Below are 23,512 nucleotides of genomic sequence, written 5' to 3'. Positions count from 1 at the left end.
GATCTGAAGAAGATCAGGCCGCGACCGTATCCGCCACAGCCTTGTAGTCGTCGATCTTGTCGAAGTTCAGGTACTGGTAGATCTGCGCGCTGGACGCATCGAGCACACCCGTTGCTGCCATGTACTCTTCCCGGGTCGGAATGCGACCGAGGCGCGAACAGATGGCGGCGAGTTCGGCCGAGCCGAGGTACACATTCGTGTTCTTGCCCAGGCGGTTCGGGAAGTTGCGGGTGCTGGTCGACATCACCGTTGCGCCTTCCCGCACTTGCGCCTGGTTGCCCATGCACAGCGAGCACCCCGGCATTTCGGTGCGGGCACCGGCATTGCCGAACACGCCGTAATGGCCTTCTTCAGTCAGTTGCTGCGCGTCCATCTTCGTGGGCGGCGCGATCCACAGCTTGACCGGAATGTCGCGCTTGCCTTCGAGCAGCTTCGACGCGGCACGGAAGTGACCGATATTGGTCATGCACGAGCCGATGAACACTTCATCGATCACGGCACCGGCCACGTCGCTCAGCGTCTTCACGTCGTCCGGATCGTTCGGGCAGGCCACGATGGGTTCGTGGATCTCGGCCAGGTCGATTTCGATGACGGCGGCGTAGTCGGCGTCCGCATCGCCCTTGAGCAATTGCGGGTCCTTGAGCCAGGCCTCTTGCGCAGCGATGCGGCGCGCCAGCGTGCGGGCATCGGCATAGCCTTCGGCAATCATCCACTTCATCAGCGTGATGTTGCTGTTGATGTATTCGATGATCGGTTCCTTGTTCAGGTGCACCGTGCAGCCAGCGGCCGAGCGCTCTGCGGACGCATCGCTCAGCTCGAAGGCTTGTTCGACCTTCAGGTCGGGCAGGCCTTCGATTTCGAGGATGCGGCCCGAGAAGATGTTCTTCTTGCCTTGCTTGGCCACGGTCAGCAGACCCGACTTGATGGCGTACAGCGGAATCGCGTTGACCAAGTCGCGCAGCGTGACGCCGGGCTGCATCTTGCCCTTGAAGCGCACGAGCACCGATTCAGGCATGTCCAACGGCATCACGCCGGTGGCGGCCGCGAAGGCCACGAGGCCCGAGCCGGCCGGGAAGCTGATGCCGATGGGGAAGCGGGTGTGGCTGTCGCCACCGGTGCCGACGGTGTCGGGCGTCAGCAGGCGATTGAGCCAGGAATGGATCACGCCGTCGCCCGGACGCAGCGAAACACCGCCGCGGTTGGCCATGAACTCGGGGAGTTCGTGGTGCATCTTGACGTCGACCTTCTTCGGGTACGCCGCCGTGTGGCAGAACGACTGCATCACGAGGTCGGCCGAGAAGCCCAGGCAAGCCAGGTCCTTCAGCTCGTCGCGCGTCATCGGGCCGGTGGTGTCCTGCGAGCCGACCGAGGTCATCTTGGGTTCGCAGTAGGTACCCGGACGCACGCCGGTGCCTTCGGGCAGGCCGCATGCGCGGCCGACCATCTTCTGTGCGAGCGAGAAGCCCTTCTTGGTGTCGACCGGGCTGGTCGGCAGGCGGAACAGCGTCGAGACGGGCAGGCCCAGTGCTTCGCGCGCCTTGGTCGTGAGGCCACGGCCGATGATCAGCGGAATGCGGCCGCCGGCGCGCACTTCGTCGAACAGCACGTCGCTCTTGACCTGGAATTCGGCGATGACCTTGCCGTCCTTCAGGGCCTTGCCTTCGTAGGGACGCAGCTCGACCACGTCGCCCATGTTCATCTGCGCCACGTCGAGCTCGATGGGCAGTGCGCCCGAGTCTTCCATCGTGTTGTAGAAGATGGGAGCGATCTTGCCGCCGAGGCAGACGCCGCCGAAACGCTTGTTCGGCACGAAGGGAATGTCTTCGCCGGTGAACCACAGCACCGAGTTGGTGGCGCTCTTGCGCGACGAACCCGTGCCGACCACGTCGCCGGCATAGGCCACGAGGTGGCCGCGCGCGCGCAGGTCTTCGATGAACTTCACCGGGCCGCGCTTGCCGTCTTCTTCGGGAACGATGCCGGGGCGTGCGTTCTTGTGCATCGCCAGGGCGTGCATCGGAATGTCGGGACGCGTGGTGGCGTCGGGTGCGGGCGACAGGTCGTCGGTGTTGATTTCGCCAGCCACCTTGAAGATGCTGACGGTGATGCTTTGCGGCACTTCGGGACGGCTGGTGAACCACTCGGCATCGGCCCAGCTTTGCAGCACTCCCTTGGCGTGGACGTTGCCCTTGTCGGCCTTTTCCTTGACGTCGTGGAACTGGTCGAACATCAACAGGGTTTTCTTCAGGCCCTCGGCCGCCACGGCACCGACTTCGGCGTCGTCGAGCAGGTCGATCATGGGGCTGATGTTGTAGCCGCCGAGCATGGTGCCGAGCAGTTCGGTCGCGCGGGCGCGCGAAATGAACTCGCTCTTTTCGGTGCCATGGGCCACGGCCGCGAGGTAGCTCGCCTTGACCTTGGCCGCGTCATCGACGCCGGCGGGCACACGGTAGGTGAGCAGATCGAGCAGGAAGGCACCGTCCTTGGCATTCGCGCTCTTGAGGAGCTCGATTGCTTCGGCGGTTTGCTTCGCGCTCAAAGGCAGCGGCGGGATACCGAGCGCGGCGCGTTCGGCAACATGGTCAACGTAGGCTTGCAACATCTTCTTTTCTCCGGAAACTGGGCTGGCGGGCGTGCAACGCGGCAAGCAAGAGCCGCGCCGCACCCCTTCGTTCGGTACGCTTACTTCTTGGCCGCGTCGGCACCTTCGAAAAGGGCCTTCGGCGGGTTCTTCTTCATTTCTTCGGCAAACGCGACCTGAGCGGCGGTCTGGCATTCGTCAGCGATGCGCAGGCCAGCCTTCTGGTTCATCAGCATCGACTTGTTGCCCAATTGCAGCCACATGGCGCCTGCACGCGGGTCTTCGAGGCGAATGGCACCGGTGCGGCTTTCGACCGGGTGCATGCGGTACTTCAGGCCCTTGGTGGTCACGGTGAAGAAGCCGGGCTTCTTCTCGTCGGGCGTGACGGTCACGTCGGCACCGAGTTCGCACTGGGCCTTGCCGACGGACACGCGCTGGGCCACGGCCAGGTCGGCTTCGTTGAGCGTCACATCGGTGTCGGTGTTGATCGGCGTGACTTCCTCGACGGCCTTGGCCGCGCGGCGGGTGACCTGGTGCTTCTTGGCGGGTGCCTTGGCCGCGGTGGTCTTGGCGGCGGGCTTGGCCGCCGGCTTGGCTGCGTCCTGGGCCATCGCGGCCAGCGGGAGTGCCAGAGCAACAGCGGCGATCAGGGCAATTTTCTTCATGTGTGGGTTTCCTTGAGGCTGGGTTCGGTGAGTTTCAGGAGGCCGCGAATGCAAACCAGGCTTTCGCCTCGGGGGGCAACGCGCGCCCTGTTGCGTGGGCACGCGTCAGAACCTGCCAGAAATGGCGGTAGCTCGCGCGGTCGTGCAATGTGCCATCAATTTGTGTCGGAGCCCAATCCCCATCTGCGGCTTTTGCAATGATTTGTGTGGCAATTTGAATCTGTGCCTCATCCGGCGCGAAGGCCTCGAGGATGGGACGGATCTGGTTCGGATGGATGCTCCACATGCGCGTGTAGCCGAATTCGGTGGCCGCCTTGCGGGCCGCAGTGCGCATTGCGTCAGTGTTGTTGAACTCGGTCACCACGCAGTGCGAAGGCACCTTGCCGTAGGCGTGCGCCGCCGAGGCGATGGCCAGCTTGGCACGCACCACCAGCGGATGGGTGAACTGCCCGGCAGCGCCCATGCCGTCGGCGGGAATGGCACCGGCATGCGCCGACACGAAATCCATCAGGCCGAAGCTCAGCGATTGCACGCGCGGATGCGCGGCGATCTCGAAGGCGTTGTGCACGGCGAGCGGCGATTCGATCAGCACGTGCAGCGGCAGCGCATCGGCATCCGCCGCTTCGAGCGCCGCAACAGCCTGCAACACATCGGCCACCGATTCGACCTTGGGCACCATCAGGTGGCTGAGGCGATGGCCGGCGCGCCCGGCAATGGTGACCAGGTCGCCGGCGAATGCCGGGTGGTCGACCGGGTGCACGCGCACGCCGACGCGCATGCCGGGTTTGGCAGCCAGCGCGAGTTCGGTGACGAGGGCGGCATGCTCGGCCTCGCCGCCCACCGGCGCGCCGTCTTCGCAATCGAGGGTGACGTCGAACACACAGGCGCCGAACTCTTCGGCCATCTCGGCCTGCAGCGCCAGGCTTTTCCTCATGCGGGCTTCGACGCCGCTGTAGTGGTCGCACACGGGCAGGGTCACAGCCCCGGCCTGCGCGCCGAGCAGCACTTCACCCGGATGGACTGCTTTGGTCATGCTTTCTTTTGCGCCACGATGAACATGCGCGGGAAAGCGAGCAGCCGCTTGCCATCGGCGCGGGCCGGATAGGCCTCGTCGACGCGACGTTCGTATTCGGCCAGGTAGCTCGCCTGCAGGTCGGGCGGCAGCCGATCAACAAAGGGCTTCAGGCCCGTACCACGCACCCATTCGACGATGGCCGCGGCATTCGCCATCGGGTGCTGGTAGATCGTGTGCCAGACGTCGACGTGGACCGCGCGCGTCGCCAGCAGGTCGTAGTAACCGCCCAGGCCGAACAACTGCGTGCGCAGCTTGTCGGCGTCGCCAATGGGCTCGGCCCAGGGCGCTTCGGCCGCCACCGCACGCATCAGGCGGTGCGTGGGTTCCTGGCGGTTGTCGGGCATCTGGACGGCGAGCACGCCGCCCGGGGCCAGCGCATCGAACAGGCGCGGAATCAGCTTTTCGTGATCCGGCACCCATTGCAAGGACGCGTTGGCGTAAATGAGGTCGGGCGCTTCTTGCGGCGCCCAGGTCGCGATGTCGCTCAACTCGAAGCGCGCCTGCGGCAGGCGCTCGCGCGCGCTGACCAGCATGGCTTCGGAGTTGTCGGTCCCGAGGGCTTGCGCCTTCGGAAACCGATGGACCAGCAGCTCGGTGGAATTGCCCGGCCCACAACCGAGGTCGACCACGCGGGCGGCCTCGCTCAGTGGCACCCGCGCCAGGAGTTCCTGTGCGGGTCGGGTGCGCTCGTCCTCGTAGCGACGGTAGAGCGCGGGATTCCAGTCGAGCATGCCGGCGGGTCTTGCTTAGATCAGGTGAGCAACGCCGGCTTGTTCGCCTTGCAGCTCTTCCAGGGTCTTGTTGATGCGTTCCTGGCTGAATGCGTCGATTTCGAGGCCTTCGACCAGCTCGTACTCACCGTTTTCGCAGGTGACCGGGAAGCCGAACATCGTGTCCTTCGGAATGCCGTACTGGCCGTCCGACGGGATGCCCATGGTGACCCACTTGCCGTTGGTGCCCAGGGCCCAGTCGCGCATGTGGTCGATGGCAGCGTTGGCGGCCGAGGCAGCCGACGACAGGCCGCGTGCTTCGATGATGGCGGCGCCGCGCTTGCCGACGGTCGGCAGGAAGGTGTTGGCGTTCCATTCCTGGTCGTTGATCATCTTGGCGACGCTTTCGCCGTTGATGGTGGCGAAGCGGTAGTCGGCGTACATCGTGGGCGAGTGGTTGCCCCAGACGGTGAGCTTTTCAATGTCGGCCACGGCCTTGCCGGTCTTGGCAGCGATCTGGCTGGCAGCGCGGTTGTGGTCCAGGCGCAGCATGGCGGTGAAGTTCTTGCGCGGCAGGTCCGGCGCGCTCTTCATGGCGATGTAGGCATTGGTGTTGGCGGGGTTGCCGACCACCAGCACCTTGACGTTGCGGCTGGCAACGGCGTTCAGTGCCTTGCCTTGTGCCGTGAAGATGGCGCCGTTGACGGCCAGCAGTTCGGCACGTTCCATGCCGGGGCCGCGGGGGCGCGAGCCAACCAGCAGTGCGTAGTCGGCGTCCTTGAAGGCGGTCATCGGGTCGCCGTGGGCTTCCATGCCGGCCAGCAGCGGGAAGGCGCAGTCGTCGAGTTCCATCATCACACCTTTGAGCGCCTTCTGGGCCTTCTCGTCGGGGATTTCGAGCAGTTGCAGGATGACCGGCTGGTCTTTGCCGAGCATTTCGCCGGAAGCGATACGGAACAACAGGGCGTAACCGATTTGACCGGCGGCACCGGTGACGGCAACGCGGACGGGCTTTTTGCTCATGGGAAGACTCCAGAAGGTGATGAAACGGTGTCGGCGCGCTCGTGGTGCGCCAATGGTCCAGCGGGGGGATTACCTTCCCGCGGCGCGGGACCGGCCAGCATTTTAAGCCGATTCAATGAGCCTCGTCTTATGTCTTATATAAGATATCCTCGGAGACCCCGCCACGGCGCACCCCACCGCTGCCATGAACACGCCCACAGCCCTCGACGAGCCCGCCACGCCGTCCTTCAGTCCGCTCTACCAGCAGATCAAGACCTTGATCCTGCAGAGCCTGCAGGCGGGTGAATGGAAGCCGGGCGAGCCCATCCCGAGCGAGATGGACCTGGCCGCGCGCTACCGGGTGAGCCAGGGCACGGTGCGCAAGGCCATCGACGAGCTTGCCGCCGAAAACCTCGTGGTGCGACGCCAGGGCAAGGGCACCTTCGTCGCCACGCATGCCGAGCAGCATGTGCAGTACCGCTTTCTCAAACTCGTGCCCGATGCGGGCGATGCGAACACCGACGGCCCGGCCGTGCGCACCATCGTCGACTGCAAGCGACAGCGCGCTTCGGCCGATGTGGCGCGCGCCCTCGGCTTGCGCACGGGCGACGCGGTGCTGCAGGTTCGGCGCGTGCTCGCATACGGCGGCGTGCCGACCATCCTGGAAGACCTCTGGCTGCCCGGCACCCCCTTCAAGGGCCTCACGGCCGAGCGGCTGCGTGCCTGGCCCGGCCCGATGTACGCGCTGTTCGAGACTGAATTCGGCGTGCGCATGGTCCGCGCCGAAGAAAAAATTCGCGCCGTGTTGCCCGATGCCGAACAGGCCGAACTGCTCGCCGTGGCGCCGCAGATGCCCCTGCTGAGTGTGGAACGCGTTGCGCACACCTACCATGACATGCCCATGGAGTTGCGCCGCGGGCTCTATCGCACCGACACGCACCACTACAGAAATCAGCTGGGCTGACCCCGATGCAGACGAAGGTCGAATTCCATTGCGCGAATGTGCGCACACAACGCGCGCGATGGGCTACGAAGTCAATAGCATCCGACTGCAGCGGTGCGTTGACGCGAGCGCGTCCGCAGCACGATGGTGCATTGCAATAGAATTTTGCGTTGTTTGCATTTCCGCATAAGAAACAAAAGCGTTCGCTCTCAGAACAAGCCACCAAGCCACGAAAGCCCTCCCCCCATGACAGAGCTTGCAACTCCACCCCGGCCGCCACGTCGCGAATTTCGCAACATCAACCTCATCACCGATCTCCCGACCTACCGGTTGCCGCCGGCTGGCATCGTGTCGATCCTGCATCGCGTCAGCGGCGTGATCATGTTCCTGCTGCTGCCGTTCATCATCTGGATGTTCGACACGTCGCTGTCATCTGATTACTCGTTCGCCAAATTCAAGGCCGCCTTCAATACCGGCATCGGCTTCGCTCCGGGCTGGTTCTTCAAGCTGGTTGCGCTGGCACTAATCTGGGCCTACCTGCACCACTTCATCGCTGGCCTGCGTCACCTCTGGATGGACGTGAGCCACGCAGCAGTGACAAAGGAATTCGGCCACACCTCGGCCGTGGCCACGCTGGCCCTGAGCGTCCTGCTCACCCTGGTGCTCGGCGCCAAGCTGTTCGGCCTGTACTGAAAAGGAGCCCACCATGTCTGTGAATTACGGCTCCAAGCGCATCGTTGTCGGCGCACATTACGGTTTGCGCGACTGGCTCAGCCAGCGCATCACGGGCGGCCTGATGGCGCTCTTCACGATCATCCTGCTCGCACAGCTGATCTTCTCGCGTGGCCCGATCGGCTACGACCTCTGGGCCGGCATCTTCGCCGCGCAGTGGATGAAGGTGCTGACCTTCTCCGTGATCGTCGCCCTGCTCTATCACGTGTGGGTCGGCATGCGCGACGTGTGGATGGACTACGTCCAGCCCGTCGGCATTCGCCTCGCCCTGCAAATTTTCACCATCGTCTGGCTTGTCGGTTGTGCGGGTTGGGCCATTCAAGTGCTTTGGAAGATCTGACCCCACCATGACCTACACAAAAGAACAAATCACCAAGCGCAAGTTCGACGTCGTGATCGTCGGCGCCGGCGGCTCCGGCATGCGCGCATCGCTGCAACTCGCACGTGCCGGCCTCAATGTGGCCGTGCTCTCCAAGGTGTTCCCGACCCGTTCGCACACCGTCGCGGCTCAAGGTGGCGTGGGCGCTTCGCTCGGCAACATGAGCGAAGACAACTGGCACTACCACTTCTACGACACGATCAAGGGTTCCGACTGGCTCGGCGACCAGGACGCAATCGAGTTCATGTGCCGCGAAGCACCGAAGGTCGTGTACGAGCTCGAACACTTCGGCATGCCGTTCGACCGCAACCCCGATGGCACCATCTACCAGCGTCCGTTCGGCGGCCACACGGCCAACTACGGCGAGAAGCCCGTGCAGCGCGCCTGCGCCGCGGCCGACCGCACCGGCCATGCGATGCTGCACACGCTCTACCAAAAGAACGTCGAAGCCCGCACCCAGTTTTTTGTCGAATGGATGGCGCTCGACCTCATCCGTGACGACGAAGGCGACGTGGTCGGCGTGACCGCCCTCGAGATGGAAACCGGCGACCTGCACATCCTGCAGGCCAAGACCGTGCTGCTGGCCACCGGCGGTGCGGGCCGCATCTTCGGCGCGTCCACCAACGCCTTCATCAACACCGGCGACGGCCTGGGCATGGCCGCGCGCTCGGGCATCCCGCTGCAGGACATGGAGTTCTGGCAGTTCCACCCGACCGGCGTGGCCGGCGCGGGCGTGCTGCTGACCGAAGGCTGCCGCGGCGAAGGCGCCATCCTGCTCAACAGCAACGGCGAACGCTTCATGGAGCGCTACGCGCCCACGCTGAAGGACCTGGCACCGCGCGACTTCGTGTCGCGTTCGATGGACCAGGAAATCAAGGAAGGCCGTGGCTGTGGTCCCAACAAGGACTACATCCACATGAAGCTGGACCACCTCGGGGCCGACACCATCCACAAGCGGCTGCCTTCGGTCTACGAGATCGGCATCAACTTCGCCAACGTCGACGTCACCAAGGAACCGATTCCGGTGGTGCCGACCATCCACTACCAGATGGGCGGCATCCCGACCAACATCAACGGCCAGGTCGTCATCCAGAAGGGTGAAGACAACAGCGCCGTGGTGAACGGCCTCTACGCCGTGGGCGAATGCTCCTGCGTGAGCGTGCACGGCGCCAACCGCCTGGGCACCAACTCGCTGCTCGACCTGCTGGTGTTCGGCCGCGCGGCGGGCAACCACATCGTCCAGTTCAACGACAAGCTCAAGGAACACAAGGCGCTGCCGACCAACGCTGCCGACCGCACGCTGCAACGCCTGAACGAACTCGAAGACAGCACCGCCGGCGAATACGCGCAGGACGTGGCCGGCGAGATCCGCGCCGTCATGCAGCAGCACGCCGCCGTGTTCCGCAAGCAGGCCTCGATGGACGAAGGCGTGGTCAAGATCGCCGCCGTGCGCGAGCGCGTCAAGGCGATCGGCCTGAAGGACAAGTCCAAGGTGTTCAACACCGCCCGCATCGAAGCGCTGGAAGTCGACAACCTGATCGAAGTGGCGCAGGCCACCATGGTCTCTGCCGCCGCCCGCAAGGAGTGCCGCGGCGCCCACACGGTGGAAGACTACGAGCGCCCCTCGGACGACCCGGTCGCACCGCTGGGCCGCGACGACGCCAACTGGATGAAGCACACGCTCTGGTACAGCCAGGACAACCGCCTCTCGTACAAGCCGGTCAAGCTGCAACCCCTGACGGTCGCATCGGTGCCCCCGAAGGTCCGGACATTCTAAAAATTAGGAACATACGATGAAGCGCACATTCCAGATCTACCGCTACGACCCGGACAAGGACGCCAAGCCTTACATGCAGACGATCGAGGTCGAACTCGACGGCCACGAACGCATGCTGCTCGACGCCCTGATGAAGCTCAAGGCGCAAGACCCGACGCTGTCGTTCCGCCGCTCGTGCCGCGAAGGCGTCTGCGGTTCCGACGCGATGAACATCAACGGCAAGAACGGTCTGGCCTGCCTGACCAACATGAACACGCTCAAGGGCACCGTGGTGCTCAAGCCGCTGCCCGGCCTGCCGGTCATTCGCGACCTGATCGTGGACATGACGCAGTTCTTCAAGCAGTACAACTCGATCAAGCCGTACCTGCAGAACGACAACGTGCCGCCCGAGAAGGAACGCCTGCAGTCGCCCGAAGAGCGCGAAGAGCTCGACGGCCTGTACGAGTGCATCCTGTGCGCGAGCTGCTCCACGAGCTGCCCGAGCTTCTGGTGGAACCCCGACAAGTTCGTGGGCCCGGCCGGCCTGCTGCAGGCCTACCGCTTCATCGCCGACAGCCGCGACGAAGCCACCGCCGAGCGCCTGGACAACCTGGAAGACCCGTACCGCCTGTTCCGTTGCCACACGATCATGAACTGCGTGGACGTGTGCCCGAAGAACCTGAACCCCACCAAGGCCATCGGCAAGATCAAGGAACTGATGGTGCGTCGCGCCATCTGACCTTTCTTCAAGAAATCACCATGCAAACCGCCGATGAACTCCTGCAGCCGCTCAGCGAACGTGCGCTGAGCAAGCTGAAATGGCGTTGCCGGCGCGGCCTGCTCGAGAACGACCTGTTCATCGCCCGCTTCTTCGAGCGGCACGAATCCCACATGACCGTCGGTCAAGCGGGAGCGATGGAGACACTGATGGACCTGTCGGACAACGACCTCCTCGACCTTTTGCTACGCAGGAAGGAGCCCGAGCCCGAATGGGCCGGGGCCGAGGTGGTCGCATTGCTGCTGCTGATGCGCACCGACGGCGCCCAGCGCCCCGCAATCTCTCCTTCGTCCTGAATCCTCCTCTGAAAGAAAATCGAAATGAAAGCATCCGATACCAAGGCCACGCTGTCGTTCAGCAACGGCGGCGACAGCGTCGAACTGCCGATCTACAAGGGCACCGTCGGCCCCGACGTGATCGACATCCGCAAGCTGTACGCACAGACCGGCATGTTCACCTACGACCCGGGCTTCATGTCGACCGCCGCCTGCCAGTCGGCCATCACGTACATCGATGGCGACAAGGGCGAGCTGCTGTATCGCGGCTACCCCATCGAGCAGCTCGCGACCAACTGCGACTTCATGGAAACCTGCCACCTGCTGCTGTACGGTGAACTGCCGGACACGGCCAAGAAGGCCAACTTCACCAAGCTCGTGACCAACCACACGATGGTGAACGAGCAGATGCAGTTCTTCCTGCGTGGCTTCCGCCGCGACGCGCATCCGATGGCCATCATGACCGGCCTGGTGGGCGCCCTGTCGGCCTTCTATCACGACAGCACGGACATCAACAATCCCGAGCACCGCGAGATCGCCGCGATCCGCCTGATCGCGAAGATGCCCACGCTCGTGGCCATGGCCTACAAGTACACGATCGGCCAGCCGTACATGTACCCGAAGAACGACCTGAGCTACGCAGGCAACTTCCTGCACATGATGTTCGCCACGCCATGCGAAGAGTACAAGGTGAACCCGGTGCTCGAGCGCGCGCTCGACCGCATCTTCATCCTGCACGCAGACCACGAGCAGAACGCCTCGACCTCGACGGTGCGCCTGTGCGGCTCGTCGGGCACCAACCCCTTCGCGGCCATCGCGGCCGGCGTGGCCTGCCTCTGGGGCCCTGCCCACGGCGGCGCCAACGAAGCAGCCCTGAACATGCTGTACGACATCCAGAAGGAAGGCGGCGTCGAGAAGATCGGCGAGTTCATCAAGAAGGTCAAGGACAAGAACTCGAACGTCAAGCTCATGGGCTTCGGCCACCGCGTGTACAAGAACTACGACCCGCGCGCCAAGCTGATGCAGGAAACCTGCAACGAAGTGCTGACCGAACTGGGCCTGGAAAACGATCCGCTGTTCAAGCTGGCCAAGGAACTGGAAAAGATCGCCCTGGAAGACGAGTACTTCGTGTCGCGCAAGCTCTACCCGAACGTCGACTTCTACTCGGGCATCGTGCAGCGCGCCATCGGCATCCCGGTGCCGCTGTTCACCGCGATCTTCGCGCTGGCCCGCACGGTCGGCTGGATCGCCCAGCTGAACGAAATGATCGGCGACCCCGAGTACAAGATCGGCCGTCCGCGCCAGTTGTTCGAAGGCTCGCCCAAGCGCGACGTCAAGCCGATCACGGCTCGCTGAGCTTCCGTCGAATCTCGATGATCAAGAAAGCTGCCTTCGGGCAGCTTTTTTTGGCCTGTAAATTGCGATCTCTTCAGGCCCACAAAGGAGAAGGTGAATGTCAGTTTTTCAACGCGTGACCTGGTTTGGCGCGAGGGCGGCATTCATTGCCTTCGCAGCGACGCTGCTGTTCGGCTGCGCCACCGATGCACCCGGTGCGAAGCCGCCGCAGCAGCAGATTGCGGTGAAAGTTCTCATCATCAGCATGTTCAAGCCTGAAGCCCAGGTGTGGATCGAGCCGCTGAAGCTGACCCGCGAGATCAAGGTTCCGGGCCTGTCCGCCGACGATCCGCTGGTCCGGTGCAGTGCCGATTCGGTGTGCCAAGTCACCACCGGCATGGGCCACACGAATGCGGCGGCGTCGATCACGGCGTTGGTATTCAGCGGGAAATTCGATCTCTCCCAAACCTACTTTCTGGTGGCCGGCATTGCGGGCGTCGACCCCCATGTCTCGACCATCGGATCGGCCACCTGGGCCCGATTCCTGGTCGACTACGGCATCGCGCACGAAATCGATGCGCGCGAAATGCCGCCGGGCTGGCGCGCGGGTTATTTTGGAATCGGCGCCAAGGACCCGGACACAAAACCCAAGTTCGAATACCGAACCGAGGTTTTTCGCCTCAATGAAAGATTGCTGCAAAAAGCCCTGAAGCTGTCGGCCGGAGTCTCCTTGGCCGACAACGACAAGGCACGCGCCTACCGCGCCCAGTATGAGCAGCAGGCCGCCAGAGCTCGTCCGTCGGTCCTTCAGTGCGACACCGCGGCCGGAGACACCTATTGGCACGGCAGATTCCTTGGAGAGGTGGCCACCCACTGGGTTTCGCTTCTGACCGATGGGCAGGGCAAGTACTGCACCACCCAGCAGGAAGACAACGCCACCTACGAGGCACTGAAGCGGGGAGCCGATGCCGGACTGCTCGACCTGCAGCGCGTGGCGGTCCTTCGCACAGCCTCCAATTTCGATCGCCCCCACAAGGGGCAGACCGCATACGCCTCTCTGAAAGCCGAATCGGGCGGTTTTTCGCTGGCCACCGGCAACCTCCTGATCGCGGGCCGTCCGCTGGTCGACACGATCGTCGGCAACTGGTCAGCCTGGAGCGCAGGGATTCCCGCAGACTGACCTGACGACAGCGGCTCGTCGCGGGACGGCAGCAAGGCCATCGCATATCGCGATGGCATCACCTCTAAAACGAGGGGAAAATGGCAAACTCATCGCCAGACGCGATGCCCAATCCCCATGAGCACGTCAGAACGCAACTTCGCCCGCCGCATCGACCTCACGTCGTTGCAGTTGTTCGTGGCCGTGTGCGAACTGGGCAGCATCGGGCGCGCGGCGGAGCGCGAATTCATCGCGGCATCGGCAATCAGCAAGCGCCTGTCCGACCTCGAAGCCACGCTCGGCACCACCCTGCTCTACCGCCATGCGCGCGGCGTCGACTTGACGCCCGCCGGCGAAAGCCTGCTGCACCATGCGCGCTCGGTGCTCTACAGCCTGGAGAAGATGCAGGGCGAGTTGAGCGAGTACGCAGACGGCGTGCGCGGCCACGTGCGGGTGCACGCGAACATCTCGGCCATCGTTCAGTTCTTGCCCGAGGACCTCGGCGTGTTCACACGCGCCCACGAGGCCATCAAGATCGACCTCGAGGAGCACCTGAGCAGCGAAGTGATTCGCGCGGTGCAGGAAGGCGCGGCCGACCTTGGCGTGTGCCACGTGGCCGGTGGCGCGAGCGAATTGCAAAGCCTGTCGTACCGGCACGATCGCCTGGCACTGATCGTTCCGACAGGCCATGCACTGGCACCGCAGGGCGCCATCGACTTCATCGATTCACTCGACTTCGACCACGTCGGCCTGCACACCAACAGCTCGATCTACGTCGCGATGCACGAGGCGGCGCTGAACGCCGGGCGCAGCATCAAGCTGCGCATCCACGTCACGGGCCTCGATGCCATGTGCCGGATGATCGAGAACGGCCTGGGCATTGGCGTGATGCCGCACCGCGCCTTCGAGCTGATGCAGAACGGCATCGGCCGCGGCCTCGTGAGCGTGGCGCTCAACGACGCCTGGGCGGCCCGCGAAATCCGGCTGGTGGCGCGCGACTTCTCCACGCTGCCGGTGGCGGCCCGCTCGCTGGTCAACCACCTGCATGCCGCCGCCGACTCGGCGGACGCCACAGAACCACTCGCGGCCTAGACCGCATCGACCACAGACAATCCATTTCCCCACGAAAGAAGAGACCGACATGGCACGCACGCTCTACGACAAGATCTGGGACGAACACGTCGTCCACACCGAGGACGACGGCACCGCGATCCTCTACATCGACCGCCACCTGGTGCACGAAGTGACCAGCCCTCAAGCCTTCGAGGGCCTGCGCGAAGCCGGCCGCAAGCTGTGGCGCATCAGCTCGGTCGTGGCCACGGCCGACCACAACACACCGACCACCGGCTGGGAACGCGGCTACGCAGGCATTGCCGATCCGACCAGCAAGGAGCAGGTCACCACGCTGGACAAGAACATCGCGGAATTCGGCGCCGCCGCGTTCTTCCCGTTCCTGAGCAAGCGCCAGGGCATCGTGCACGTGATCGGGCCTGAATCGGGCGCCACGCTGCCGGGCATGACCGTGGTGTGCGGCGACTCGCACACCTCCACGCACGGCGCCTTCGGCGCGCTCGCGCACGGCATCGGCACCAGCGAGGTCGAGCACGTGATGGCCACGCAGACGCTGCTCGGCAAGAAGGCCAGGAACATGCTTGTGAAGGTCGAAGGCAAGCTGCCTTTGGGCTGCACGGCCAAGGACATCGTGCTGGCGATCATCGGCAAGATCGGCACCGCTGGCGGCACGGGCTACACGATCGAATTCGCGGGCTCGGCCATTCGCGACCTCAGCATGGAAGGCCGCATGACGGTCTGCAACATGGCCATTGAAGCCGGCGCGCGCGCCGGGCTGGTGGCGGTCGACGAAAAGACCATCAGCTACGTGAAGGGCCGCCCGCTCGCGCCCACCGGCGTCGAATGGGAACAGGCCGTGACCTACTGGCGCACGCTGCAATCCGACGCTGGCGCGACCTTCGACGCCGTGGTCGAACTCGATGCCGCGCAGATCCCGCCACAGGTGACCTGGGGCACGTCGCCCGAAATGGTGGTCGACATCAACGGCCGCGTGCCCGATCCCGACAAGGAAAAAGACGCGAGCAAGCGCAGCGCCATCGAACGCGCACTGGTCTACATGGGCCTGGAGCCCAACAAGGCGATGAACGACATCTTCATCGACAAGGTGTTCATCGGCTCGTGCACCAACAGCCGCATCGAGGACATGCGCGAAGCCGCCGCCGTGGTGAAGAAGCTGGGCCAGAAGGTCGCGAAGAACGTCAAGCTCGCGATGGTCGTGCCCGGCTCGGGCGTGGTGAAGGAGCAGGCCGAGCGCGAAGGGCTCGACCTGATCTTCAAGGCCGCGGGCTTCGAATGGCGCGAGCCCGGCTGCTCGATGTGCCTGGCCATGAACGCCGACCGCCTGGAACCCGGCGAGCGCTGCGCATCGACCAGCAATCGCAACTTCGAAGGCCGCCAGGGCGCCGGTGGCCGCACCCACCTCGTGAGCCCCGCGATGGCCGCCGCCGCCGCCGTGCACGGTCACTTTGTCGACGTGCGCACCTTCGCCTAACCTGGAGACATCACATGCAGAAATTCACCGTGCACAAGGGCCTCGTGGCCCCCATGGACCGCGAGAACGTCGACACCGACGCGATCATTCCGAAGCAGTTCCTCAAGTCGATCAAGAAGACCGGCTTCGGCGTGAACCTGTTCGACGAGTGGCGCTACCTCGATGCCGGCTTTCCGGGCCAGGACCCGGCCAGCCGCAAGCCCAACCCCGATTTCGTGCTGAACCAGCCGCGCTACGCGGGCGCCTCGGTGCTGCTGGCGCGCAAGAACTTCGGTTGCGGCTCGTCGCGCGAACATGCGCCGTGGGCGCTCGACCAGTACGGCTTTCGCGCGATCATCGCGCCGAGCTACGCCGACATCTTCTTCAACAACAGCTTCAAGAACGGCCTGCTGCCGATCGTGCTGCCCGAAGCCCAGGTGGCGCAGTTGTTCGACGAGGCCCTGGCCTTTCCGGGCTACACGCTGACGATCGATCTCGAGCGCCAAGTGGTGGTCAAGCCCGATGGCGGCGAGTTCGCGTTCGATGTGCAGGCTTTCCGCAAGTACTGCCTGATCAACGGACTGGACGACATCGGCCTGACGCTGCGCCACAAGGACAAGATCAAGGCCTTCGAGACCGAGCGACTGGCGCAGAAGCCGTGGCTCGCGCATACGATGCTGGCCAACGCCTGAGCGCATCTCTGATTTCTCTCTTCAATACACGACAAAAATGAAAATCGCAGTTCTCCCGGGTGACGGCATCGGCACCGAAATCGTGGCGGAAGCCGTCAAGGTGCTCAACGTGCTCGACCTGAAGTTCGAGATGGAATCGGCACTGGTCGGCGGTGCGGCCTACGAGGCCCACGGCCATCCGCTGCCTGAATCGACGCTCAAGCTGGCGAAGGAATCCGACGCGGTGCTGTTCGGCGCGGTCGGCGACTGGAAGTACGACAAGCTCGACCGGCCGCTGCGGCCCGAGCAGGCGATCCTGGGGCTGCGCAAGAACCTCGGCCTGTTCGCCAACTTCCGCCCGGCCATCTGCTACGAGCAACTGGTGGACGCATCGAGCCTGAAGCCCGAACTGATCTCGGGCCTGGACATCCTGATCATTCGCGAGCTGACCGGCGACATCTATTTCGGCCAGCCGCGCGGCCGCCGCATCGCGACGGACGGGCACTTTCCTGGCGCCGAAGAAGCCTTCGACACGATGCGCTACTCGCGCCCCGAGGTCGAGCGCATCGCGCGCGTGGCCTTCGAGGCCGCCCGCAAGCGCAGCAAGCGCGTGACCAGCGTCGACAAGAACAACGTGCTGGAAACCTCGCAGCTGTGGAAAGACGTGATGCTCGACATCGCGAAGGAATATCCGGACGTCGAACTCGACCACATGCTGGTCGACAACGCAGCCATGCAACTCGTGAAGGCGCCCAAGAAGTTCGACGTGGTGGTCACCGGCAACATGTTCGGCGACATCCTCTCGGACGAGGCCGCGATGCTCACGGGCTCCATCGGCATGCTGCCCTCGGCGTCGCTCAATTCGAGCAACCAGGGCCTGTACGAGCCCAGCCATGGCAGCGCCCCAGACATTGCCGGCAAAGGGGTTGCCAATCCTTTGGCTACAATCCTGTCCGCTGCCATGATGCTCCGCTTTTCACTCAACCAAGCCGAAGCTGCCGACCGTATCGAGTCGGCGGTCAAGGACGTGCTCGCCTCCGGGCTGCGCACGGGTGACATCTGGTCAGAAGGTACGAAGCGCGTCGGCACCCGCGAGATGGGCGACGCGGTCGTTGCAGCAATCACCAAAAAGACGATTACCGGCTAACCGCAGCCCGCTTCGTCACGCCCCTCCCCGGCTCGACGAGTCGGGGGCAAAAAAAGACAACTTCTTTCTTTTTTCACAAGGGCAAACTGAAATGGCGAACGCATCCCAACAACCTCTGGTCGGCCTCGTAGGCTGGCGTGGCATGGTCGGCTCGGTCCTGATGGACCGCATGCAGGCCGAAGGCGACTTCGGTCTCATCGAGCCGCTGTTCTTCTCGACCTCCAACGCTGGCGGCAAGGCCCCGGCGATGGCCAAGAACGAAACCGCGCTGAAGGATGCGAACGACATCGAAGCCCTGAAGAAGTGCGACATCGTCATCACCTGCCAGGGCGGCGACTACACCAGCGAGGTGTTCCCCAAGCTGCGCGCCGCCGGCTGGAACGGCCACTGGATCGATGCGGCCTCCACCCTGCGCATGCAGGACGACGCGATCATCGTGCTCGACCCCGTCAACCTGCCAGTGATCCAGAACGCGCTCACCAACGGCGGCAAGAACTGGATCGGCGGCAACTGCACCGTGAGCTGCATGCTCATGGGCGTGGGCGCCCTCTACAAGGCTGGCCTGGTCGAGTGGATGACCAGCATGACCTACCAAGCTGCATCGGGTGGCGGCGCGCAGCACATGCGCGAGCTGCTGACCCAGTTCGGCACGATCAACGCCGAAGTGCGCTCACTGCTGGACGACCCGAAGTCGGCCATTCTTGAAATCGACCGCAAGGTCCTGCACAAGCAGCAGAACCTGAGCGCCGCCGAAACGGCCAACTTCGGCGCACCGCTGGGCGGCTCGCTGATTCCCTGGATCGACAAGGATCTGGGCGACGGCATGTCCAAGGAAGAATGGAAGGCCGGCGCCGAAACCAACAAGATCCTCGGCCAGGGCGCGGGCTTCGGCACTGCCGCCGTGCCGGTCGACGGTTTCTGCGTGCGCATCGGCGCCATGCGCTGCCACAGCCAGGCCCTGACCTTCAAGCTGAAGAAGGACGTGCCGGTTGCCGACATCGAAGCACTGATCGCCGCAGACAACCCCTGGGCCAGCGTGGTGCCGAACACCCGCGAAGCCACGGTGAAGGACCTGACGCCCGTGGCCGTGACCGGCACGATGAACATCCCGGTTGGCCGCATCCGCAAGCTGGCGATGGGCCCCGAGTACGTCGGCGCTTTCACCATCGGCGACCAACTGCTGTGGGGTGCCGCGGAACCGCTGCGCCGCATGCTGCGCATCTTGCTCGAAGCCTGATGCGGGCTGCTCAGGCCCATTTGAAACACAATTTGTTGCCTTCAGGCAACACAAGATGTGATCGTAAGTATGCGCGCACTGGGTAGAACGGGCGCATTGCCTTGTCAGTGCCCGGTGATGATGCTAACGTCCTCTTACAAATTCTGGGCCTGAGCCGCCCCCTATCAGCATGACAAGACATCTGTTGCCCGCGGCCAGCCCCTCGGCCGTTCGCCCGCCTCTGCCATCGAACGGTTGGCGCCTTTCCATCCTGGGCGCGGCCGCCGCCGTGGCTCTGGGCCTTGCCAGCACCGACGCCAGCGCTTTCGCGCTGGGTCAGTTGAAAGTGCAATCGGCGCTGGGCGAACCGCTGCGTGCGGAGATCGACGTGACCGAGATTGCCGCCGCCGAAGCGGACGGTCTGAAGATCAACATCGCCACGGCCGAAGCCTTCAAGAACGCGGGTATTCCGTACAACACGGCATTGAGCGACGTCAAGGCGACGCTGCAACGTCGCGCGGGCGGCCAGTACGTGGTGCGCCTGAGCGGCAACCGCGCGCTCAACGATCCGTTCATCGACCTGCTGCTCGAAGCCAACGGGTCGTCGGGCCGCATCGTGCGCGACTACACCGTGCTGCTCGATCCGCCAGCCGCACGCCAGGCGGCAACGAGCACGCCGGCAACGCCCATCGCTCCCCAGATCAGCACGCCCGTCGAGCGCCCTGCCCCGGTCGCCCGCGCCCCCCGCGAGCGGGCGCCTGTTGCGGCTGCTCCTTCGGCACCGGTCGCCGCCGCTCCTGCACCAGCACCGGCGGCAGCAGCCCCCGCACCCGTCACTGCCGCCGCACCGGCGCGCGCCAGCGGCGGTAGCGGCGGTAGCGGCGAACAAGTCACCGTGCAGCGTGGCGACACCGCCAGCAAGATCGCCGGCGCCCACAAGCCGGCCGACGTGTCCCTCGACCAGATGCTCGTGGCGCTGCTGCTCGCCAATCCGGATGCCTTCGTTGGCGGCAACGTCAACCGCATGCGGGCCGGCGCAGTCCTCGACCTGCCGGGTGCCGCCGAAGCGGCGGCCGTCACTCCTGCGGAAGCACGTCGCACGGTCACGGCGCAAAGCCGCGACTTCGGCGCCTACCGCCAGCGTCTGGCCGAAAACGCGCCGACCTCGAACGTGGCCGCTGCCAGCCGCAAGGCCTCGGGCAAGCTGCAAACCAACGTGGAAGACCGCAACGCTGCGGCCAGCGCGCCCGACAAGCTCACGATCTCCCAAGGCAGTGCGTCGACCCGCGCAGCCGACGAAAAAGTCGCGCAGGCACGCCAGGCACAGGACAACAACAACCGCGTGGCGGAGCTGTCGAAGAACCTGAACGAGCTGAACAAGCTCAAGGCCGGCACTGGCTCGTCAACGCCTGCAGCGGCGGCCCCTGCCGCACCGGCAACGCCGGGCATCGCGGTTCCGACGCCAGCGACCAGCGCGACGACGACACCAGCCGTCGCGAGTCCCGCGCCTGCGCCGGCCGCCGCACCTGCCGTTGCGGCAGCCGCACCAGTTGCCGCGCCACCAACCGCCCCAACCCCTGAAGCCACGACGCCGGCTCCCGCGGCAGTTGCGCCTGTCGCAGCCGCTTCCGCCGCAGCGGCCGGCACGACACCGTCCGCCGATGCAGCAGCCTTGCCCGCGGCGGCCGCAGCGAGCGCCGCAGTTGCAGCAGCACCAACGCCCGCCCCCAAGCCGGTGGTCAAAGCAGCACCGCCTCCGCCGCCCCCGCCGGAACGCAGCTTCTTCGAAGAACTGCTCGACAACCCGCTGATGCTCGCCGGTGCTGCGCTGATCGCGCTGCTGGTCGGCTTCCTGCTCTATCGCGTGCTGGGTCGCCGGCGCGAGGAAATGAGCGAAAGCGTGTTCCTCGAAAGCCGCATTCCCAAGGACTCGTTCTTCGGCGCCAGCGGTGGCGAATCGGTCGACACCAAGCATCGCGGCGATTCCACCGTCTCTTCGCTGTCGTACTCGCCGAGCCAGCTCGACGCCGGCGATGTCGACCCCGTGGCCGAAGCGGACGTCTACCTGGCCTACGGCCGCGACCTGCAAGCCGAGGAAATCCTGCGCGAAGCACTGCGCCTGAACCCGGACCGCACCGCCATCCACCTCAAGCTGCTCGAAATCCACGCCAAGCGCCGCGATGTGCGGGCCTACGAGGGCCTTGCCACTGAAGTGCACAAGCTGACCGGCGGCCTGGGTTCCGAGTGGACCCGCGTGGTCGACATGGGCAAGGACCTCGACCCAGGCAACCCGCTGTACGAATCGGGTGCACCACGCAGCGCGAGCGCTGCCGAGACCGCCGCTTTCGCCGGCGCTCTGGCCGCAGCCGCCAAACCGGTGGCGCCGCCACCTCCCGCAGCGCCGCCAGCCGCCGCAGCACCACCCGCCTTCGTCCCCTCGGTGGCACCGCTGGACTTCGACCTCGATCTGAGCCAACCGCCAGCACCGGCTCCGAACCACGCCCCAGTCGGCGCCAGCCTGCCGAAGTCGGCCTACGCACCCGCCCCGACCACCGCGCGCCCCGCCGCGCCGCTGTCCAACGGCCATGCCGCAACGCCTGTCGATCTTGAAAACGATTTCGACACCGCCCCTGGCGCGCTGACCCCCGACACCCGCCCATCGACCCTGAACCTGAGCGATGCGGAGCACAACACCCGCCCGGCCATGCTGCGCAACGCGCTGCCGGCGGATTCGGGCTTCATCGAGTTCGACATGAGCGCGCTGGCAGGTCTGCCGGCCCGCTCCGCCGAAACCGCGGCCAAGCCGGCAGCGGCCACGCATGCAGACGAAGGCGACGACAGCCCGCACGCCGTCAAGCTGTCGCTCGCACGCGAGCTGCAAGCCATCGGCGACGTCGAAGGCGCCCGTTCGCTGGTCGAGGAAGTCGAAGCCGAAAGCGCTGGCGACCTCAAGTCGCAAGCACGGCAACTGCTCGCCGAGCTGCGCTGAGCGGCTTGTTCCTTCCCTGAATTCGTGAGGCTGGCGCTCGGCATCCGGTACAACGGCCAGGCATACGAGGGCTGGCAAAGCCAGCGCTCGGGCCGCACGGTGCAGGACAAGCTGGAAGCCGCCCTCGCGAAATTCACCGCACAGCCCGCCGGCACGATCGGCACGCTGTGCGCCGGCCGCACCGACGCCGGCGTGCACGCGCTGATGCAGGTGGTGCACTTCGACACCACCATCGAGCGCGAACCCTTCTCCTGGATGCGCGGCACCAACCGCTTCCTGCCCGACGACATTGCAGTGCAGTGGGCCCAGCCGGTGCCCGACGAGTTCCATTGCCGCGCCAGCGCTCTGGCACGCCGCTACCTCTACGTGCTTTCCCAGTCGCCGGTGCGGCCCAGCCTCGACACGGGGCGCATGGGCTGGTCGATGCATCCGCTCGATGGCGATGCGATGCGCAAGGCCGCTGCCGTGCTCATCGGCACGCATGACTTCAGTTCGTTCCGTGCCTCGGCCTGCCAGGCCAAGTCGCCTGTGAAGAACCTGCGCCGCATCGAGATCACGCGTGTCGGCGAAGGCGAGCGATGCCGCTGGCATTTCGAGTTCGAGGCCGATGCGTTCCTGCACCACATGATCCGCAACCTCATGGGCAGCCTCGTGCGCATCGGCCGCGGCGACGAACGCCCCGAATGGATCTCCGAGGTGCTTGAAGCCCGCAGCCGCAAGGTGGCGGCTCCGACTTTCTCGGCGGATGGCCTGTACTTCCTGGGCCCGTTGTACGACGCCAAGTGGGGTCTGCCGGCCGAGGCCACATTGCAGGCGGGCGGGGCTCCTTATGATGGCCCGCCATGACAGCAGCAGCCGTTCCCCGCACCCGCATCAAGATCTGTGGCCTGACGCGTGAGGCCGATGTGGATGCAGCAGTCGAAGCCGGCGCCGACGCCATCGGCTTCGTGCTCTACGCGAAAAGCCCTCGCGCCGTCACGGCCGAGCGCGCCGCCGAGCTGGCCTCGCGCCTGCCGCCCTTCATCACGCCCGTGCTGCTGTTCGTGAACGAAGATGCTTCCAAAGTCATAGCATCACTCTCATGTGTGAAGGGCGCCATCGCCCAGTTCCACGGGGAAGAAACGCCTCAGCAGTGCGAGGAAGCCAGCGGCCCGGGCCGTTTTCGCTACATGCGCGCCGCCCGCATTCCGCTGGGGGCTGCCGGCGCCGGCTTCGACCTCGTAAAATACGCGTCCGATTACTCCCACGCCCAGGCCATCCTGCTCGACGCCCATGTCGAAGGTTATGGCGGTGGCGGCAAGGCTTTCGATTGGTCACTTCTTCCACCCGCCGTCGACGCTCACCTCGTCTTGAGTGGTGGGCTCACACCTGCAAACGTGAGCGATGGCATTCGCATCCTGCGGACGCGCTGCAAGACGCTGTCCGTTGATGTGAGCTCGGGCGTCGAAATCGACGGCCCGGGGAACAAGGGCCTGAAGGACGCCGGAAAGATCCGGCAATTCGTCGCCGCAGTGAGAGCTGCCGACGCCCCGTCCTTCTCCAGTTAGCCGCCGCACCCGA

Annotated in this window: 21 protein-coding genes; 16 read left to right on the top strand and 5 right to left on the bottom strand. The window is 65.0% G+C overall.

Translation table 11 applies throughout. The features are described from left to right. Nucleotides 1–13: 13 nt before the first annotated feature. From H7F35_RS20210 to H7F35_RS20190, 5 genes are all read right to left on the bottom strand, one after another. Nucleotides 14–2,599, bottom strand: a complete 2,586-nt coding sequence (locus H7F35_RS20210) for a bifunctional aconitate hydratase 2/2-methylisocitrate dehydratase (protein ID WP_187108373.1) — start codon at nt 2,597–2,599, stop codon at nt 14–16. Between the two features lie 80 nt (nt 2,600–2,679). Further along, nucleotides 2,680–3,243 carry a hypothetical protein gene (locus H7F35_RS20205; RefSeq protein ID WP_187108372.1) on the bottom strand — a complete coding sequence of 188 codons (564 nt, stop codon included), beginning with the start codon at nt 3,241–3,243 and terminating at the stop codon, nt 2,680–2,682. 34 nt (nt 3,244–3,277) lie between these two features. Next, complete coding sequence (locus H7F35_RS20200) at nt 3,278–4,276, bottom strand: HpcH/HpaI aldolase/citrate lyase family protein (RefSeq protein ID WP_187108371.1); 999 nt, start codon at nt 4,274–4,276, stop codon at nt 3,278–3,280. Further along, nucleotides 4,273–5,049 carry a trans-aconitate 2-methyltransferase gene (gene tam / locus H7F35_RS20195; protein ID WP_187108370.1) on the bottom strand — a complete coding sequence of 259 codons (777 nt, stop codon included), beginning with the start codon at nt 5,047–5,049 and terminating at the stop codon, nt 4,273–4,275. Before tam ends, H7F35_RS20200 begins: the two co-directional genes overlap by 4 nt. 15 nt (nt 5,050–5,064) lie before the next feature. After that, the gene (locus H7F35_RS20190) at nt 5,065–6,051 is read right to left on the bottom strand and encodes a malate dehydrogenase (protein ID WP_187108369.1); all 987 of its coding nucleotides are present in this window, start codon (nt 6,049–6,051) and stop codon (nt 5,065–5,067) included. A gap of 184 nt (nt 6,052–6,235) precedes the next feature. Here H7F35_RS20190 and H7F35_RS20185 point away from each other — a divergent pair, with 184 nt between their 5' ends. From H7F35_RS20185 to H7F35_RS20110, 16 genes are all read left to right on the top strand, one after another. Next, nucleotides 6,236–6,994 (top strand): GntR family transcriptional regulator, encoded by a 759-nt coding sequence (locus tag H7F35_RS20185; RefSeq protein ID WP_187108368.1) that lies wholly within the window; start codon nt 6,236–6,238, stop codon nt 6,992–6,994. Nucleotides 6,995–7,219: 225 nt separating this feature from the next. Continuing rightward, nucleotides 7,220–7,666 (top strand): succinate dehydrogenase, cytochrome b556 subunit, encoded by a 447-nt coding sequence (gene sdhC / locus H7F35_RS20180; RefSeq protein WP_187108367.1) that lies wholly within the window; start codon nt 7,220–7,222, stop codon nt 7,664–7,666. Nucleotides 7,667–7,679: 13 nt separating this feature from the next. Further along, a complete protein-coding gene (gene sdhD, locus H7F35_RS20175) occupies nt 7,680–8,045 on the top strand; it encodes a succinate dehydrogenase, hydrophobic membrane anchor protein (protein WP_093434813.1) in 366 nt (121 codons plus the stop codon). Nucleotides 8,046–8,052: 7 nt separating this feature from the next. Beyond that, nucleotides 8,053–9,861, top strand: coding sequence for a succinate dehydrogenase flavoprotein subunit (sdhA, locus tag H7F35_RS20170; protein WP_187108366.1), 1,809 nt, complete (start codon nt 8,053–8,055; stop codon nt 9,859–9,861). Between the two features lie 16 nt (nt 9,862–9,877). After that, nucleotides 9,878–10,579 (top strand): succinate dehydrogenase iron-sulfur subunit, encoded by a 702-nt coding sequence (locus H7F35_RS20165; protein WP_187108365.1) that lies wholly within the window; start codon nt 9,878–9,880, stop codon nt 10,577–10,579. Between the two features lie 20 nt (nt 10,580–10,599). Then, nucleotides 10,600–10,914 (top strand): succinate dehydrogenase assembly factor 2, encoded by a 315-nt coding sequence (locus H7F35_RS20160; RefSeq protein ID WP_124459479.1) that lies wholly within the window; start codon nt 10,600–10,602, stop codon nt 10,912–10,914. A gap of 24 nt (nt 10,915–10,938) precedes the next feature. Continuing rightward, a complete protein-coding gene (gene gltA, locus H7F35_RS20155) occupies nt 10,939–12,249 on the top strand; it encodes a citrate synthase (RefSeq protein ID WP_187108364.1) in 1,311 nt (436 codons plus the stop codon). A gap of 97 nt (nt 12,250–12,346) precedes the next feature. Beyond that, complete coding sequence (locus tag H7F35_RS20150; protein ID WP_187108363.1) at nt 12,347–13,408, top strand: purine-nucleoside phosphorylase; 1,062 nt, start codon at nt 12,347–12,349, stop codon at nt 13,406–13,408. Nucleotides 13,409–13,525: 117 nt separating this feature from the next. Further along, the gene (locus H7F35_RS20145; protein WP_187108362.1) at nt 13,526–14,479 is read left to right on the top strand and encodes a LysR substrate-binding domain-containing protein; all 954 of its coding nucleotides are present in this window, start codon (nt 13,526–13,528) and stop codon (nt 14,477–14,479) included. A 49-nt stretch (nt 14,480–14,528) separates the two neighbouring features. After that, the gene (gene leuC, locus H7F35_RS20140; protein ID WP_187108361.1) at nt 14,529–15,950 is read left to right on the top strand and encodes a 3-isopropylmalate dehydratase large subunit; all 1,422 of its coding nucleotides are present in this window, start codon (nt 14,529–14,531) and stop codon (nt 15,948–15,950) included. A 14-nt stretch (nt 15,951–15,964) separates the two neighbouring features. Continuing rightward, entirely contained in the window at nt 15,965–16,621 is a 657-nt protein-coding gene (gene leuD, locus H7F35_RS20135) for a 3-isopropylmalate dehydratase small subunit (RefSeq protein WP_187108360.1), read from the top strand. A 37-nt stretch (nt 16,622–16,658) separates the two neighbouring features. Continuing rightward, entirely contained in the window at nt 16,659–17,747 is a 1,089-nt protein-coding gene (leuB, locus tag H7F35_RS20130) for a 3-isopropylmalate dehydrogenase (protein WP_187108359.1), read from the top strand. 91 nt (nt 17,748–17,838) lie between these two features. Beyond that, entirely contained in the window at nt 17,839–18,984 is a 1,146-nt protein-coding gene (gene asd, locus H7F35_RS20125; RefSeq protein WP_187108358.1) for an aspartate-semialdehyde dehydrogenase, read from the top strand. A 169-nt stretch (nt 18,985–19,153) separates the two neighbouring features. Further along, entirely contained in the window at nt 19,154–21,952 is a 2,799-nt protein-coding gene (locus H7F35_RS20120; protein WP_187108357.1) for a FimV/HubP family polar landmark protein, read from the top strand. Nucleotides 21,953–21,976: 24 nt separating this feature from the next. Then, nucleotides 21,977–22,798: a tRNA pseudouridine(38-40) synthase TruA gene (gene truA / locus H7F35_RS20115; RefSeq protein WP_187108356.1), complete on the top strand. Its 822-nt coding sequence runs from the start codon at nt 21,977–21,979 to the stop codon at nt 22,796–22,798. Next, nucleotides 22,795–23,499: a phosphoribosylanthranilate isomerase gene (locus tag H7F35_RS20110; protein ID WP_187108355.1), complete on the top strand. Its 705-nt coding sequence runs from the start codon at nt 22,795–22,797 to the stop codon at nt 23,497–23,499. The genes truA and H7F35_RS20110 overlap by 4 nt, the downstream gene beginning before the upstream one ends. Nucleotides 23,500–23,512: the final 13 nt, after the last annotated feature.

Source organism: Variovorax sp. PAMC26660, assembly GCF_014302995.1.
Classification (GTDB): Bacteria; Pseudomonadota; Gammaproteobacteria; order Burkholderiales; family Burkholderiaceae_C; genus Variovorax.
The sequence above is the reverse complement of the archived record's forward strand: the minus strand, read 5'-3'. Positions and strand labels throughout refer to the sequence as shown.

Excerpts from the sequence above, each read along its gene's own strand:
- sdhA (WP_187108366.1), top strand. The coding sequence starts at position 8,053 with ATGACCTACACAAAAGAACAAATCACCAAGCGCAAGTTCGACGTCGTG.
- sdhC (WP_187108367.1), top strand. The coding sequence starts at position 7,220 with ATGACAGAGCTTGCAACTCCACCCCGGCCGCCACGTCGCGAATTTCGC.
- H7F35_RS20165 (WP_187108365.1), top strand. The coding sequence starts at position 9,878 with ATGAAGCGCACATTCCAGATCTACCGCTACGACCCGGACAAGGACGCC.
- H7F35_RS20205 (WP_187108372.1), bottom strand. The coding sequence starts at position 3,243 with ATGAAGAAAATTGCCCTGATCGCCGCTGTTGCTCTGGCACTCCCGCTG.
- leuD (WP_187108360.1), top strand. The coding sequence starts at position 15,965 with ATGCAGAAATTCACCGTGCACAAGGGCCTCGTGGCCCCCATGGACCGC.
- asd (WP_187108358.1), top strand. The coding sequence starts at position 17,839 with ATGGCGAACGCATCCCAACAACCTCTGGTCGGCCTCGTAGGCTGGCGT.
- H7F35_RS20120 (WP_187108357.1), top strand. The coding sequence starts at position 19,154 with ATGACAAGACATCTGTTGCCCGCGGCCAGCCCCTCGGCCGTTCGCCCG.
- sdhD (WP_093434813.1), top strand. The coding sequence starts at position 7,680 with ATGTCTGTGAATTACGGCTCCAAGCGCATCGTTGTCGGCGCACATTAC.
- H7F35_RS20150 (WP_187108363.1), top strand. The coding sequence starts at position 12,347 with ATGTCAGTTTTTCAACGCGTGACCTGGTTTGGCGCGAGGGCGGCATTC.
- H7F35_RS20200 (WP_187108371.1), bottom strand. The coding sequence starts at position 4,276 with ATGACCAAAGCAGTCCATCCGGGTGAAGTGCTGCTCGGCGCGCAGGCC.
- gltA (WP_187108364.1), top strand. The coding sequence starts at position 10,939 with ATGAAAGCATCCGATACCAAGGCCACGCTGTCGTTCAGCAACGGCGGC.
- leuC (WP_187108361.1), top strand. The coding sequence starts at position 14,529 with ATGGCACGCACGCTCTACGACAAGATCTGGGACGAACACGTCGTCCAC.
- leuB (WP_187108359.1), top strand. The coding sequence starts at position 16,659 with ATGAAAATCGCAGTTCTCCCGGGTGACGGCATCGGCACCGAAATCGTG.
- H7F35_RS20110 (WP_187108355.1), top strand. The coding sequence starts at position 22,795 with ATGACAGCAGCAGCCGTTCCCCGCACCCGCATCAAGATCTGTGGCCTG.
- H7F35_RS20210 (WP_187108373.1), bottom strand. The coding sequence starts at position 2,599 with ATGTTGCAAGCCTACGTTGACCATGTTGCCGAACGCGCCGCGCTCGGT.
- H7F35_RS20190 (WP_187108369.1), bottom strand. The coding sequence starts at position 6,051 with ATGAGCAAAAAGCCCGTCCGCGTTGCCGTCACCGGTGCCGCCGGTCAA.
- H7F35_RS20185 (WP_187108368.1), top strand. The coding sequence starts at position 6,236 with ATGAACACGCCCACAGCCCTCGACGAGCCCGCCACGCCGTCCTTCAGT.
- H7F35_RS20160 (WP_124459479.1), top strand. The coding sequence starts at position 10,600 with ATGCAAACCGCCGATGAACTCCTGCAGCCGCTCAGCGAACGTGCGCTG.
- H7F35_RS20145 (WP_187108362.1), top strand. The coding sequence starts at position 13,526 with ATGAGCACGTCAGAACGCAACTTCGCCCGCCGCATCGACCTCACGTCG.
- tam (WP_187108370.1), bottom strand. The coding sequence starts at position 5,049 with ATGCTCGACTGGAATCCCGCGCTCTACCGTCGCTACGAGGACGAGCGC.